The sequence below is a fragment of the Streptomyces sp. NPDC007945 genome, from assembly GCF_042958885.1.
GTDB lineage: Bacteria > Actinomycetota > Actinomycetes > Streptomycetales > Streptomycetaceae > Streptomyces.
This window is the reverse complement of sequence record NZ_JBIBJV010000008.1, coordinates 76927-89673: the sequence shown is the minus strand read 5'-3', so window position 1 is coordinate 89673 and position 12747 is coordinate 76927. Positions and strand designations below refer to the sequence as shown.

11 protein-coding genes are annotated in these 12747 nt (G+C 75.5%); 3 read left to right on the top strand and 8 right to left on the bottom strand.

Annotated elements, in window-relative coordinates; all coding sequences use genetic code 11:
- Positions 1-14: 14 nt before the first annotated feature.
- Together ACFZCF_RS24680 and ACFZCF_RS24675 are read right to left on the bottom strand one after the other, a co-directional pair.
- The gene (locus ACFZCF_RS24680; protein WP_391288826.1) at positions 15-2072 is read right to left on the bottom strand and encodes a glycogen debranching N-terminal domain-containing protein; all 2058 of its coding nucleotides are present in this window, start codon (positions 2070-2072) and stop codon (positions 15-17) included.
- A 115-nt stretch (positions 2073-2187) separates the two neighbouring features.
- Complete coding sequence (locus tag ACFZCF_RS24675; RefSeq protein WP_391288825.1) at positions 2188-3591, bottom strand: DUF4192 family protein; 1404 nt, start codon at positions 3589-3591, stop codon at positions 2188-2190.
- Between the two features lie 141 nt (positions 3592-3732).
- Here ACFZCF_RS24675 and ACFZCF_RS24670 point away from each other — a divergent pair, with 141 nt between their 5' ends.
- Together ACFZCF_RS24670 and ACFZCF_RS24665 are read left to right on the top strand one after the other, a co-directional pair.
- A complete protein-coding gene (locus ACFZCF_RS24670; protein ID WP_388449467.1) occupies positions 3733-5916 on the top strand; it encodes a RecQ family ATP-dependent DNA helicase in 2184 nt (727 codons plus the stop codon).
- 228 nt (positions 5917-6144) lie between these two features.
- Positions 6145-6771, top strand: coding sequence for a hypothetical protein (locus ACFZCF_RS24665; protein WP_388449468.1), 627 nt, complete (start codon positions 6145-6147; stop codon positions 6769-6771).
- Between the two features lie 51 nt (positions 6772-6822).
- Here the strand turns inward: ACFZCF_RS24665 and ACFZCF_RS24660 are convergent, their stop codons facing one another.
- The 6 genes from ACFZCF_RS24660 to ACFZCF_RS24635 all read right to left on the bottom strand — a co-directional run bounded on the left by ACFZCF_RS24660 (position 6823) and on the right by ACFZCF_RS24635 (position 11955).
- Positions 6823-7428: a hypothetical protein gene (locus tag ACFZCF_RS24660; RefSeq protein ID WP_391288822.1), complete on the bottom strand. Its 606-nt coding sequence runs from the start codon at positions 7426-7428 to the stop codon at positions 6823-6825.
- Between the two features lie 106 nt (positions 7429-7534).
- Entirely contained in the window at positions 7535-8242 is a 708-nt protein-coding gene (locus tag ACFZCF_RS24655; protein WP_391288820.1) for a ribonuclease HII, read from the bottom strand.
- 84 nt (positions 8243-8326) lie between these two features.
- A complete protein-coding gene (locus tag ACFZCF_RS24650; RefSeq protein ID WP_391288819.1) occupies positions 8327-8512 on the bottom strand; it encodes a hypothetical protein in 186 nt (61 codons plus the stop codon).
- 206 nt (positions 8513-8718) lie between these two features.
- Positions 8719-9633: an ADP-ribosylglycohydrolase family protein gene (locus ACFZCF_RS24645; protein WP_388449472.1), complete on the bottom strand. Its 915-nt coding sequence runs from the start codon at positions 9631-9633 to the stop codon at positions 8719-8721.
- Positions 9634-9645: 12 nt separating this feature from the next.
- Positions 9646-10305 carry a histidine phosphatase family protein gene (locus ACFZCF_RS24640; protein WP_388449473.1) on the bottom strand — a complete coding sequence of 220 codons (660 nt, stop codon included), beginning with the start codon at positions 10303-10305 and terminating at the stop codon, positions 9646-9648.
- 33 nt (positions 10306-10338) lie between these two features.
- Entirely contained in the window at positions 10339-11955 is a 1617-nt protein-coding gene (locus ACFZCF_RS24635) for an ABC-F family ATP-binding cassette domain-containing protein (protein WP_388449474.1), read from the bottom strand.
- Between the two features lie 89 nt (positions 11956-12044).
- On the opposite strand from ACFZCF_RS24635, the gene ACFZCF_RS24630 reads away from it, so the two are divergent.
- The gene (locus ACFZCF_RS24630; protein ID WP_391288815.1) at positions 12045-12746 is read left to right on the top strand and encodes a TetR/AcrR family transcriptional regulator C-terminal ligand-binding domain-containing protein; all 702 of its coding nucleotides are present in this window, start codon (positions 12045-12047) and stop codon (positions 12744-12746) included.
- The last annotated feature ends 1 nt before the right edge of the window (position 12747 follow it).

The following is a 12747-nucleotide window of genomic DNA, read 5'->3' as shown; positions in this document are numbered from 1 at the left end:
GTGTCCGGCATGCGTCACACCCCCAGTTGCAGGGACTCGGCGGCCTCCTCGACCATACCGAGCCCGAGACGGCTCACCCGTACGGCGAAGGGTTCCCTGGCGACGACGAGGCCGGAGAGCCGGAGCGCTCCCAGCGGCGCGGACGCCAGGGGGTGCACGGCGACGGTCCGGCCGGGAACGTCGGGTCGGATCCCGGCGAGGGCGGTGAGCGCGTGGACGGCTCCGGCGGCGGCGACGGCCGCGGGCCGGCAGGCGGCCGGGTGCGGCACCGGGCGCGTCCCCGCCGTGCGCTGCTCGCCCGCGTACATCTCGGGCAGCCGGTGCCCGAAGAGCTCGGCGGCGTCGAGGAGGCCGCGGAGCAGGGACACGGCCTCCTTCTCGTATCCGGCGGCGGCCAGTCCGGCGACGGCGACGGCCGTCTCGTGGACGCGGACGGCGCCGGCCCGGTGCCCGAAGGGGTTGTGTCCGGGTTCCTTGGCGCCGAGGCTGCGCAGTCCCCAGCCCGAGTCGAGGGCGGGGGTGCCGAGCAGCCGCGCGAGCTGTTCGGTCTCGGTCCGGTCGAGCAGCCCCTGGGCGTACCGGCCGCCGTCGAGGAGGCCGGTGTCGAGGAGGTGGGCGGCCCACCCGCCGAACTGGGGCCAGGAACGTCCCTCCGCCGATCGGGCGGCGGCGGGCCGGCCGCCGGAGAGGTCGTCGAGCCAGAACTCGGCGCGGAACCGGGTGCGCAGCGTGCGGGCGGCGCCCCGCAGCTCCTCCCCGCCGGGCCGTCCGCAGGAGTCGAGGAGGTCGGCCCCGAGCAGGGCCGCCCGGTGGGCGTGGGCCTGTGTCTCGGCCCGCCAGGGGCCGCCGGGCGCCGGGTCCGGCAGGAGGCCGTCCGCGTCGAGGCCTCGGCGCAGCCAGCCCAGGCAGCGCTCCGCCACCGGAAGGAGGGCGTCGAGCTCGGCCGCGGGCAGGCCCCACCGGCGGGCTTCGGCGAGGACGACGGGGAAGGCGAGGGTGGCCTCGACGCCGGTGCAGCGGGGCGGGAGGTGCGGTCCCGCGTCCCGCAGCGGGCCGGGGACGCGTCCGGACTCGGTGCCGCCGGCGAGCTGGGTGCGGCCGAGGGCGCGCAGGGTGGCGGCGGCGAGCCGGGTGCCGAGCGGCAGGGCCATGCGGGCCGCCCAGAGGGCTTCCGCGGTGGCGGGCCCGCAGCGCCACGGGACTCCGGCCGCGACGTGGACGTCGGCGGGGTGGGCGGGGTCGCGCTGGAGGAGGGCCCGGAGGTCCTCGACGGAGGCGCGGAGCAGCGCGCCCGTCCGCTGGTCGTCGCCCTCCGCCCGGGCGTCGGCGAGCAGGTGCCCGCCGGGGCGGCCGCCGCCGGCGGGCGCGGCGACGCCGGGGGACCGCTCGGCCCGGACCCGGAGGTGGAGGGTGGTGGCGGTGCCGGGGGCGAGGTCGGTTTCCCAGCGGAGGACCCCGACCGCCGCCAGGGCGTCCGTCGGCGCGGGGTCGGCGGTGACGGCCACGGAGCGGCCGTCGGGGGCGGTCCAGCGGAGGCCGGTGCCGTGGACGCTGGGCCTGAGCTCCGGCCGGGGGTGCCCGGACGCGATCGCGCCCAGCTCCGCGAGATCCGTGCCCAGAGCGACCTCCACCGGGACGCGGACCGGGCGGGGGACCGCGCTGCGGAGAGTGATCCGTTCGGATCCGTCGGCGCCCCGGGAGCGCTCGACGGTGACGCCGGGGTCGGGGCCGGTGTCACCGGGGACGCGGAGGGCACCGACGAAGACGGCCCGGTCGGCGGCGGCGAGCCGCCCCTGGAGGGGGACGGGTTCGCGTCCGCCGACCCGCAGGACGCTGCGGGAGAGGAGCCGCCGCCCGGAGGCGTACACGCCCTCCGGCCCGTGCCCGGTGAGCTGGCCGTGCTCGGGCGAGATGGCGAAGGCGGGCAGGGCGACGCAGAGCAGGGCATCGTGGACCGGCGGAAGCTCCCCGGGGCGTGGCCCGTGGACGGCGGGGGCGCCGCTCCCCGCGGACGGTCTCCGGGCGGGGTGTTCGGTCGGGTGTCCGGGGGCCGGGACAGGGCTGAGGACCATGGGGGGTGGGGCGTGCTCTCTGTGCGATCCGGACGGCCGGCGGGGTGTCGGCGGCACGGCTCGCCCGGCTCCGCCACAGAGGTGAACGGTCCGGCGGCGCCTCGGGTCACGGTCGTCATCGGCCGCTCCTCGTCCCGCGCCGCCCGCCGTGCTGCGGGGCGGCCCTTCCGGGCCGCGTCGCGGCCCGTCCGGCGGGTCGTACGCCGGTCCTCCCCCGGCCCCGCCCGCTCCCGCGCGGCGCGCCGTCGCGCCTGGCCCCCGGGAGGACCGGCCTCGATCCGGCGCGGACCCCCCGCACGCGGGTCCGGGTGCGGGTCCGGCCGGCAGCGGGGGCCGGGGCCTTCTTCGCCGCCGCGACGCGGTCCTCCCGCTCCTGGCGCAGGCAGGACCGCAGCGATTCCGGGTCGAGTCCCTCGTTGCACGCCTGGTGCAGCAGCCTCGCGAAGACGTACTCGGGGTCGGCCTGGAGGGCGAGGCCGAGGGCGACGCGGGCGGTCGGTTCGTCGCCGGTCGACCAGGCGGCCCAGCCGGCGAGGGTCAGGGGCGCGGCGGCGTACTCCTCGTAGGGGGAGACGCAGCGGCGGGCGAGGACGCGCCACAGCCGCACGGCGGCGGCGCCCTCGGCCCCCTCCATCCATTCGGCGAGCCGGTCGCGGGTGGCGCGGTCCTGGAGCCCCAGGATCACGGCCGCCGCCTCGCCGGGGTCGACGCGGGCGTCATCGTCCGCCTCGACAGCGGCCGGGCCCCGGCGGGTGCCGTCCTCCGCGATCAGGCGCGGCGGTTCGCCGAACCTGCCGAGGAGCCGGCCCGCGAGGGCGAGGGTGGTCTCGCGGAGCTCCGCCCTGACGTGTTCCTCCGCGCCTTCGACGACGCGGGGGACGATCGCGGTCGCGGCGGCGTCGAGGGCGGCGCGCTGCTCCTCTTCGCAGGGTGCACCGGTGGGCTTGAAGGAGGCCTCCATCTCCCGCAGCGAGCCCCGTACCCGGATGCCCGCGTAAGCGGCGGCCGCGGCCATGACCGAGGTGCCGGCGAGGGCCAGCGGGGTGCCCTCGGGCGGGCAGCAGCGGGTGTCGGGGCAGCAGTACGAGAAGTGGCGGCCGTCGGAGATGCACAGCACCTCGTAGACGGGGATGTCGAGGGCGCCGCAGGCGGTCCTGAGCCGCTGGGCGAGGGGCCGCAGCCGCTCGTGGACCTGGCGCGCGGTCTCGCCGGGCCCCGGGTCCTGGCAGAGGAAGCCGACGATGCCGTCGGGTGGCGTGGTGCGCTTGGCGGAGTTCTCGACGAGGCATTCCGCCAGGTGGTCCGCCATCGAGTCCCATTCGCCGGTCGAGCGGGGAATGCCGACCCTGATCCGGCCGCCGAAGCGGCCGTTCGCTCCGTGGAGAGCGACGAGCACGACCGAGTCGGTCGGGTGGAAGCCGAGCACGAACGGCAGGGCGTCGGCCAGCTCGGAGGGGCTGCGCAGGGTGATCTCGCGGCCTCGGGTGGATGCGTTCGTCTCGTGGTGGTTCGCGTTCATGGCGAGGACCGTCTCGTGATCTCCGTTTTCCGACAACCCCTGTGGATAACTCCGCATATACCGTCAGATGATCTGATCTTCACTGTCCACAGATCGCGGCCTCGTTCGCCGAATGTCCGAGGCATCGGGTTGCATGGAGGCATGACCCACGCAGACCGCCCGGAAGACCGCGCCGCGCTCCGCGCCACCGCCGACGCCGTACTCGCCCGACTCGTCGGGGACCCGACCGGCACGGCGAGACTCCGCGAGGACCAGTGGCGCGCCATCGAGGCGCTGGTCGCCGACCACCGCCGGGCGCTGGTGGTGCAGCGGACCGGCTGGGGCAAGTCCGCGGTCTACTTCGTCGCGACCTCCCTGCTGCGCCAGCGCGGCAGCGGTCCCACGGTCATCGTCTCCCCGCTCCTCGCCCTCATGCGCAACCAGGTGGACGCGGCGGCCCGGGCGGGCATCCGCGCCCGCACGATCAACTCGTCCAACACCGAGGAGTGGGAGAGCGTCCGCGAGGAGGTCGCGGCCGGCGAGGTCGACGTCCTGCTCGTCTCCCCCGAGCGGCTCAACAACCCCGACTTCCGCGACCAAGTCCTGCCGCGGCTGGCCGCCGCGACGGGTCTCCTGGTGGTGGACGAGGCGCACTGCATCTCCGACTGGGGACACGACTTCCGGCCCGACTACCGGCGACTGCGGACCATGCTGGCCGACCTCCCGGCCGGCGTGCCGGTGCTCGCCACGACGGCGACGGCGAACGCCCGGGTGACCGCGGACGTCGCCGAGCAGCTCGGCACGGGCGCGGGCACCGACGCCCTCGTCCTGCGCGGCCCGCTGGACCGCGAGTCCCTCAGCCTCGGCGTGGTCACCCTGCCCGACGCGGCCCACCGGCTGGCCTGGCTCGCCGACCACCTCGACGAGCTCCCCGGCTCCGGGATCATCTACACGCTGACCGTCGCCGCGGCCGAGGAGGTCACCGCCTACCTCCGCCAGTGCGGCCACACGGTCGCCTCGTACACGGGACGGACGGAGAACGCCGACCGCCAGCAGGCCGAGGACGACCTCCTGGCGAACCGCGTCAAGGCGCTGGTGGCGACCTCCGCGCTCGGCATGGGCTTCGACAAGCCGGACCTCGGCTTCGTCGTCCACCTCGGGTCGCCGTCCTCGCCGATCGCCTACTACCAGCAGGTGGGCCGTGCCGGACGAGGCGTGGAGCACGCGGAGGTGCTGCTGCTGCCCGGCAAGGAGGACGAGGCGATCTGGCGGTACTTCGCCTCCGTCGCCTTCCCTCCCGAGGAGCAGGTGCGCCGGACGCTGGACGTCCTCGCCGCCGCGGGCCGGCCGCTGTCGCTGCCGGCCCTCGAGCCCCTGGTCGAGCTGCGCCGGACCCGTCTGGAGACCATGCTCAAGGTCCTGGACGTGGACGGGGCCGTGCGCCGGGTCAAGGGCGGCTGGGAGAGCACGGGACAGCCGTGGGTCTACGACACCGAGCGGTACGCATGGGTGGCAGAGCAGCGGTCGGCGGAGCAGCAGGCGATGCGGGAGTACGCCACCACGACGGGGTGCCGGATGGAGTTCCTGCGGCGCCGGCTCGACGACGAGGAGGCGGCGCCCTGCGGCCGCTGCGACAACTGCGCGGGCCCGCGCTTCGACCCGAAGGTGACGGGCGCGGCGCTGGACGCGGCCAAGGGCGAGCTGGGCCGTCCGGGCGTGGACGTGGAGCCCCGCCGGATGTGGCCGACGGGTCTGGCCGCCGCCGGCGTCGACCTGAAGGGCCGGATCCCGGCCGGCGAACAGGCCTTCGGCGGCCGCGCCCTCGGACGCCTCTCGGACATCGGCTGGGGGAACCGGCTCCGGCCGCTCCTCGCCGACACGGCGCCGGACGGCCCGGTGCCGGACGACGTGGTGCAGGCGGTGGTCCAGGTGCTCGCCGACTGGGCGAAGGGGCCCGGGGGTTGGGCATCCGGCGCCTCCGACGCGTCGGCCCGTCCCGCCGGGGTGGTGACCGTCGCCTCGCGGCGCCGGCCCGCCCTGGTCGGCTCGCTCGGCGCCCGGATCGCCGAGATCGGCCGGATGCCCCTGCTCGGATCGGTGGAGTACGCCCCCGAGGCGGAGGACGCCCGTCTGTCCCGCACCAACAGCGCCCAGCGGGTCATCGGACTCCACCGGGCCCTGGAGGTTCCGCCCGCGCTCGCGGAGCGGCTGGCCTCGGCGGGCGGCCCGGTGCTCCTGGTGGACGACCTGTCCGACACGGGCTGGACCCTCGCCGTGGCGGCGCGGCTGCTGCGGCGTTCGGGAGCGGAAGGAGTCTTTCCCCTGGTGCTCGCCGTCCAGGGCTGAGAAGGGTGGGAGAACTACGAGTGAATACTGGGTAACTGGGCAGGGATATCAGTGGCATAACGGTTCATTACCGTCAGCCGCCTCAATTGCTCGTTGCCGCCCCCGCTCGGGCCACGCCAGAATTGGGGAACCGCCCCACACGGCTCGAAGCGGTCCGGAAGGACTGTGCCGTGCTGCGCCCTCACCCCACCTTGCCCGCCTCGCGGGCGCGTATCCGAAGGGAGGACCGTGACCCTCGGATTCGCTCCGTCCACCGCCTCGCTCGGCTCGAGCTCCGCCTCAGCCAGCCGTCTCGCCCGGATGCTGGAGCCGGCCGACTGGGCCGCGGCCGGAATTCCCTTGCTGCGCAGCCCTCGTGAGGTCGTGAGCGGACTGCACTCCCGCCATCGTCCGCTGCCCACGACCGCGGTCGTGGCGGTGCTCGACCACGAGGAGCGGATCACCGCCAGTGCCTCGTTCACGCGCCGTCCGGGTCCCGCCGACGGCTGGGAGTTCCGGAACGCGCTCCTCGCCCATCTGCGGCGGGTGGTCCCGCACGACCTCCGGCGGCGCACCCCCGTCCGGACGGCGGTGCTGGTCTACTGCCGGGACGGCGACGAGCGGTGGACGGAGGAGGACGGGGCCTGGATGTGGGGGCTCCGGGACGCCTGCACGCTCCACGGACTGCGCTGCGGCGCGTACATCACCCTGACCAAGGCCGGCTGGCAGGTCGTCGGCGAGGGCCGGGGCGGCCGCCGGCCGAGCTCGGACTCCACGCCGCTGGCGTTGGGTGAGCCGACCGGCGAGCTCAACCACCTCGCGCCGCGGACGGCGGGCGGGGCGGCCGAGCCGCTGCGCCGGGCAGCGGCGCGCTGAGCCGCCCGGCCGCTCCGCCGGGCCGCTTCCGGTCCGGCGGAGACGCGACCGTCAGACTCCGGCGCCGAGAAGGGCGGTGACCCGCTCCGGGTCTCCGCAGACCACGAGCAGGGCGCCGGCGCGGGACCGGGCGATCGGCAGGGCGCGGGCGGCCACGTCGTCGCCGCCGTTCAGGGCGACGATCACCACGGGGCGGGTGGTCACCTTGTCGACCGAGGCGGCGTCCGCGAAGAAGACGTCCTCGGCGGTGTCCTGCTGGGCCCAGTAGGACGCCTCGCCGAAGGACAGCTCGTGCGCGGCCCACGGATGGCGCTCGCCGGTGGTGAGCACCAGGACCTCGCCGGGCGACCGGCCGCTGTCGAGCAGCAGGTCGAGGGCCTCCTCGGCGGCGTCGAGGGCGCCGTCGGCCGGAGCCGGGATGAGCTGGAGCTGCGGACTGTCACCGCCGGAACGATTCTCCGGACGGTTCCTGGGTGCGGGCGGACCCGGCACGGGCCGCTGGGCCGGCGGCGCGGGGCGGGGCGAACCGGGACGCGGTGAGGCCGCCGAACGGGGGCCGGGTACGGGACGTGGGGTCGGCGCGGGACGGCTGGCGGCCGTGGCGCTGGGACCCTGGGCGCTCTCGTGAATCTGAGGCTCCTCGGGAGGGAGAGGCATGGGTGGATGTCTATCAAATGCCGTTTCGGACGGCACCGTCGGGTGGGCGCGCGGAGGCGCCCCCGGCCGGCTGGGACCGCGTCGGTGAGGTCCCGCGGCCGGAAGATCAGAAGTCGAAGCCGAGTTGGCCCCCGCTCTTCAGAGCGGCCGCCTCGGCGGAGAGGCGGACCTTCTTGAGGTGGCGCCATCGGGGCATGGCGTCCAGGTAGGACCAGGAGAGCCGGTGGTACGGGGTGGGGCCCAGCTCTTCGAGGACGGCCTTGTGGACGGGCGAAGGGTAGCCCGCGTTGGCGCCGAAGCCGTAGCCCCCGCAGCCGGGGGCGGCCTCGAGCTCGGCCATCATGGCGTCCCGGCGCACCTTGGCGATCACGGACGCGGCGGCGACGGCGACGCAGGACTGGTCGCCCTTGATCACCGTGCGCACCTGCCAGGGGCTGCCGAGGTAGTCGTGCTTGCCGTCGAGGATCACCGCGTCGGGCCGGACCGGGAGTCCTTCGAGCGCCCGGACCGCGGCGAGGCGCAGGGCGGCGGTCATCCCCAGTTCGTCGATCTCCTGCGGGGACGCCTCGCCGAGCGCGTAGGCGGTGACCCAGCGCTCCAGCTCGACGGCGAGGACGGTACGCCGCTTCGGGGTGATCAGCTTGGAGTCGGTCAGGCCCTCGGGGGGACGGCGCAGGCCGGTGACGGCCGCGCACACGGTGACGGGCCCGGCCCATGCCCCGCGTCCGACCTCGTCGACCCCGGCGACGATCTTGGCGCCGGTGGTGGCTCGGAGCGACCGCTCGACGGTGTGGGTGGGAGGTTCATACGGCATGGCGCCTGACAGGTTACGCCGCCGGGTGCCGCCTGCGGTACCCGGATTCCCGTCAGGCGCTCCCGCCCCGCGCCGCGGGCTCGGTCAGGCCGGGACCGAGCGGGCCATCGGCACCGCGATCCGGCCGAGGGCATCGGCCCTCTCCCCCTCGGGCCCTTCGCTGCCGCACACCTTCGGGCGGAACCTCGTCCTCGCCTGGACGGCGTCGAGGACGAGGTCGTCCGGGGCCTCGGCGCGCACCTCCTCGCACACGTTCCCGCGTTCCGGCACCCGCGCGAAGAGTCGCTTCGAGAGGGAGACGACACCGGTCTCGCTCCGGGCGCGGAAACGTACCGCCGCCGCCTCCTCGTCGCACTCGTGAAGGACCGTGCACAGGGCGGAGCCGTTCCGTCCGACGCCGCTCGTCCGGTCGGTCGCCGCGTCACCCAGCAGGCGAGGGGCCGGGCCCGCACCGGGCCGGCCCCTCCGGCCCCATGTCAGCTCCGGGCCGTGCCTTGGGGGACCCAGGCGGGAAGGGCCTCGGTGCGTTCCAGCCAGTCGGCGGGGGGCGCGCCCTCGGCGGCGGACGCCACCACGCCGCCGGCGATGGCACAGGTCGTGTCGACGTCCCCGCCGACCTGGGCCGTCGTCCAGAACGTGGTCTCGAAGTCGCCGAGGCCCCGGGCCGCCGACCAGAGGGCGAAGGGCACCGTGTCGTGGGCGGTGGTGCGCCGGCCGCTGCCGAGCACCGCGGCGACGGTCCCGGGGTCGCCGTAGTCCAGCATGTCGCGGGCCCGGCGCAGCCCCGCGCCGACCGCGCTGCGCGGGACCAGGGCGACGACCCCGTCGAGCAGTGCCTCCGGGGTGGGAGGGCCGGCCGGATCGGCCGCGAGGGCGGCCGCCGCGGCGACGGCCATGGCGCCGACGACGGCCTCGCGGTGCTGGTGGGTGGGGTAGGCGGAGATCTCGGCCTGATGGGTGGCCTGTTCGGGGTCGTCGGCGTACCAGGCGCCGAGCGGGGCGACGCGCATCGCGGCGCCGTTGCCCCAGGACCCCTGGCCGTTGAAGAGGGCCGCGGACAGCTCGCGCCAGTCGCCGCCTTCCCTGATCAGCCGGAGCATCCGGTTGACGGCGGGGCCGTAGCCGCGGTCGAAGTCGTGGTGGTCGGCGAAGGAGGCGGCCAGGGCGTCCTGGTCGACGCGGTCGTGGCGGGCGAGGACGGCCAGGACGGAGCAGGCCATCTCCGTGTCGTCGGTCCACTGCCAGGAGCCTGGAGGCAGCTCGCGCCGCTTCAGCAGGGGGTAGTGCGCGGGGACGAAGAACTGGGAGCCCAGGGCGTCCCCCACGGCCAGCCCGCGCAGACTGGCGAGGGCGCGGTCGAGGCGCCGGTCGATTGAGGAGTCAGCGGTCATCGGTGCGCCACTCTATCCGGTGGGACCGTACGGTTCCGGGGTACACCAGCGTTCGAACGGGCGGTCAAGGCGGTAGCGTCCGCCGTCCCCGAGTGTCAGGACCCGGGTCTCCGCGTTGCCCGGATTCGACAGCGATTCGAATTCGGCCACGCTCCAGTGGAACCACCTCATGCAGAAGAGCCGCATGGTCAGGCCGTGCGTGACGAGCAGGACGTTCGGCGGGTGGTCGGGGGCCTCGAAACTGCGGTAGAGGCTCTCCAGGAACGCGCCGACCCGGTCGTACACGTCGGCTCCGGACTCCCCCTGCGCGAAGCGGTAGAAGAAGTGGCCGTACGCGTCCCGGTAGACCTTCTGGAGGCGGACGTCCTCGCGGTCCTGCCAGTTGCCCCAGTCCTGCTCCCGCAGCCGGGGCTCCTCGCGGACCCTGATCCGCCCCGGCGGCAGCCGGAAGGCCTGCAGGGTCTCGTGGGTGCGGCGGTACGGCGAGACGTACACGCTGACCGCCTCGTCGCCGAAGAGCTCCCGCAGCCGCTCCCCCGTCGCCTCCGCCTGCCGTCGGCCGGTCGCGGTGAGCCGGAGGGCGTGGTCGGGTTCCCGTTCGTAGACGGAGTCGTCGACGTTGCCTTCGGACTCCCCGTGCCGTACGAGGACGATGCGCCGCGGTCGTGCCATGGTCCGACCCTAGAGGGAGCCGCCCCGTTCGGCTCAATCGAGGAGGCGCCCGGACTCCATTCGGCGTGTCCGCCCGGTGAACCCGCGGCGCAGTTCGCGGTCGTGCGAGACCACCACGAGGGCGCCGGGCCACTCCTCCAGGGCCTGCTCCAGCTCCTCGACCAGGCCGAGGGCGAGGTGGTTGGCGGGCTCGTCGAGGAGCAGCAGGTCCGCTGGGCGGGCGAGCAACCTGGCGAGGGCGAGTCTGCGCAGCTGCCCCGCCGAGAGGGCTCCCACGGGCACTGTGAGGTCGTCGGGCCGGAACAGTCCGTACGACAGGAGCCGTTCGGTCAGCTCCTCCTCGTCGAGCCCGAGCCCCAGCCCGTGGCCGAAGGCGGTGAGCAGGGACTCGGCCGGCCGGGCGACGGTGACCTCCTGGGCGAGGCAGCCGATCCGGCCCCGGCGGCGCACCTCGCCTCGATCGGGGAGGAGGGAGCCGGCCATGACGCGCAGCAGGGTGGACTTGCCCGCGCCGTTGCCCCCGTGGACGAGGAGCCGTTCGCCCGCGCCGAGGGTGAGGCTGTCGACCGCGAGCCGTTCGCCGACCCGGACCCCGTCCAGGGCGAGCAGCTCCCCCTGAGCCGCGCCCGCCTCGGGGCGGGCGGTGAAGGAGAGGGGCGGGGCCGGTGCGGACACCGGGTGGTCCCTGAGGCGGCGGAGCCGCTCCCGGGCGTTGCGGACGCGTCCCGAGACGGACGCCTGGACGCGGCCGCCGGCCCGGTCGTAGGCCATCTTGTTCTTGTCCTTCATGACGCGGCCCGTCGCGACGGCGTGGGCGGCTCCCTCCGCGTACGCCTCCAGGCGCTCGGTCTCGGCGCGCCATTCCTCGTGCTCCTGTCGTCGGCGCCGGCGGGCGGCCTCGCGGGCGGCGCGGAATCCCGCGTACCCCTCGCCGTGGCGGACGAGGCTCCGCAGGTCGGTGTCGATCTCGACGAGCGACGTGGTCACCCGCTCCAGGAAGACGCGGTCGTGGGAGACGGCGACGACGGTCCCGCGGTGGCCGCGGAGGGACTCCTCCAGCCAGTCGAGGGCCGACGCGTCGAGGTGGTTGGTGGGTTCGTCGAGCAGCAGGACCTCGGGGGCGGCGGCCACGGCGACGGCGATGCCGAGCCTGGCGCGCTCTCCACCGGAGAGGCTGCCCAGCCTGCGCTCGCGGGGGATGTGGGCGATTCGGAGGGCGTGGACGGCCTTGTCCACTCGGGCGTCGGCCTCGTATCCGCCGCGGAGCTCGTAGGTGGTGAGCAGGTCTCCGTACGCGGCGAGGTCCTCGGCGGCCGCCTCGTCCAGGCGGGCTTCGAGGGCCCGCAGGCGTGTCTCCATGGCGCGGAACTCGGCGAGGGCCGCGTCGACGGCGTCGGCCACCGTGCCCTCCGGTGGCAGTTCGGGGGTCTGGCGGACGAGCCGCAGTCCTCCGTCGGCCAGGACGGTCACCCGGCCCCCGTCCGGTGCGACGGCGCCGGCGAGGAGGTGGAGGAGGGTCGACTTTCCCGCGCCGTTCTCTCCGACGATCCCGACCCGCTCGCCGGGGCGGACGGAGAGGGAGACGCGGTCGAGGAGTAACCGTTCCCCTCGGGAGACGGTCACATCGTGGAGCGAGAGCTGTGCGGGCATGGCACCTCCGGTCGCCATCAAACGCAACCCTTGTCGCGTTAACAGCGAGTATGGCAGACTCGAAGTCACTAACGCAACGGGAGTAGCAATTGAACGACTCGACTGAGGACCCCGAGCACCCCGACGCCCCGGCACCCGGCCCCGCCCCCGGCAGCCGGCGCCCCGGCGGCCGCACCGCCCGCACCCGGGCCGCCGTCCGCGACGCCGTCCTGACGGGACTGGCCGAGCACGGCTACCCCTCCCTGACGGTGGAGTACCTGGCGAAACACTCGGGGGTGCACAAGACGACGCTCTACCGCCGGTGGGGCAGCGTGGAGGGCATGGTGGCCGACGCCCTCGCCCTCGCGGGGGAGGACGAGTGGACGCCACCGGACACCGGCAGCCTCGCCGGAGACCTGCGCGCCCTCGCCCACGAGGTGGTCGACGGCTTCCGCGACCCCGCCGACGCCGCCGCGCCCACCGCGTTCGTCGGCGCCGCCTTCCAGTCACCGCGCGCGGCTGAGGCCCTGCGCGCGTTCTACGGCGAGAGGTTCCGCCGCTGCGAGACGGTCGTGCACCGTGCGGTCGGCCGGGGCGAGGCGCCCGTCGGCACCGACGCCGGCGCCGTGGTCCGCGCGGTCTCCGCCCCGCTCTTCCTCCGCCTCTTCGTCACCCGGGAAGCCGTCGACGAGCGTCTCGCGGACCAGGCGGCGGACGCGGCGCTCGCCGCCGTGACGGCGGGCGTCTTCACCGCCCCGGCAGGAAGACGGGCAGCCGCCCCGGCCCCTTCCGCGGCCCCCCGCGAGAGCTGAA

Bases quoted from the DNA above. Each gene is read 5' to 3' on its own strand.
- ACFZCF_RS24680 (WP_391288826.1), bottom strand. From the start codon at position 2,072: ATGGTCCTCAGCCCTGTCCCGGCCCCCGGACACCCGACCGAACACCCC.
- ACFZCF_RS24675 (WP_391288825.1), bottom strand. From the start codon at position 3,591: ATGAACGCGAACCACCACGAGACGAACGCATCCACCCGAGGCCGCGAG.
- ACFZCF_RS24670 (WP_388449467.1), top strand. From the start codon at position 3,733: ATGACCCACGCAGACCGCCCGGAAGACCGCGCCGCGCTCCGCGCCACC.
- ACFZCF_RS24660 (WP_391288822.1), bottom strand. From the start codon at position 7,428: ATGCCTCTCCCTCCCGAGGAGCCTCAGATTCACGAGAGCGCCCAGGGT.
- ACFZCF_RS24655 (WP_391288820.1), bottom strand. From the start codon at position 8,242: ATGCCGTATGAACCTCCCACCCACACCGTCGAGCGGTCGCTCCGAGCC.
- ACFZCF_RS24645 (WP_388449472.1), bottom strand. From the start codon at position 9,633: ATGACCGCTGACTCCTCAATCGACCGGCGCCTCGACCGCGCCCTCGCC.
- ACFZCF_RS24640 (WP_388449473.1), bottom strand. From the start codon at position 10,305: ATGGCACGACCGCGGCGCATCGTCCTCGTACGGCACGGGGAGTCCGAA.
- ACFZCF_RS24635 (WP_388449474.1), bottom strand. From the start codon at position 11,955: ATGCCCGCACAGCTCTCGCTCCACGATGTGACCGTCTCCCGAGGGGAA.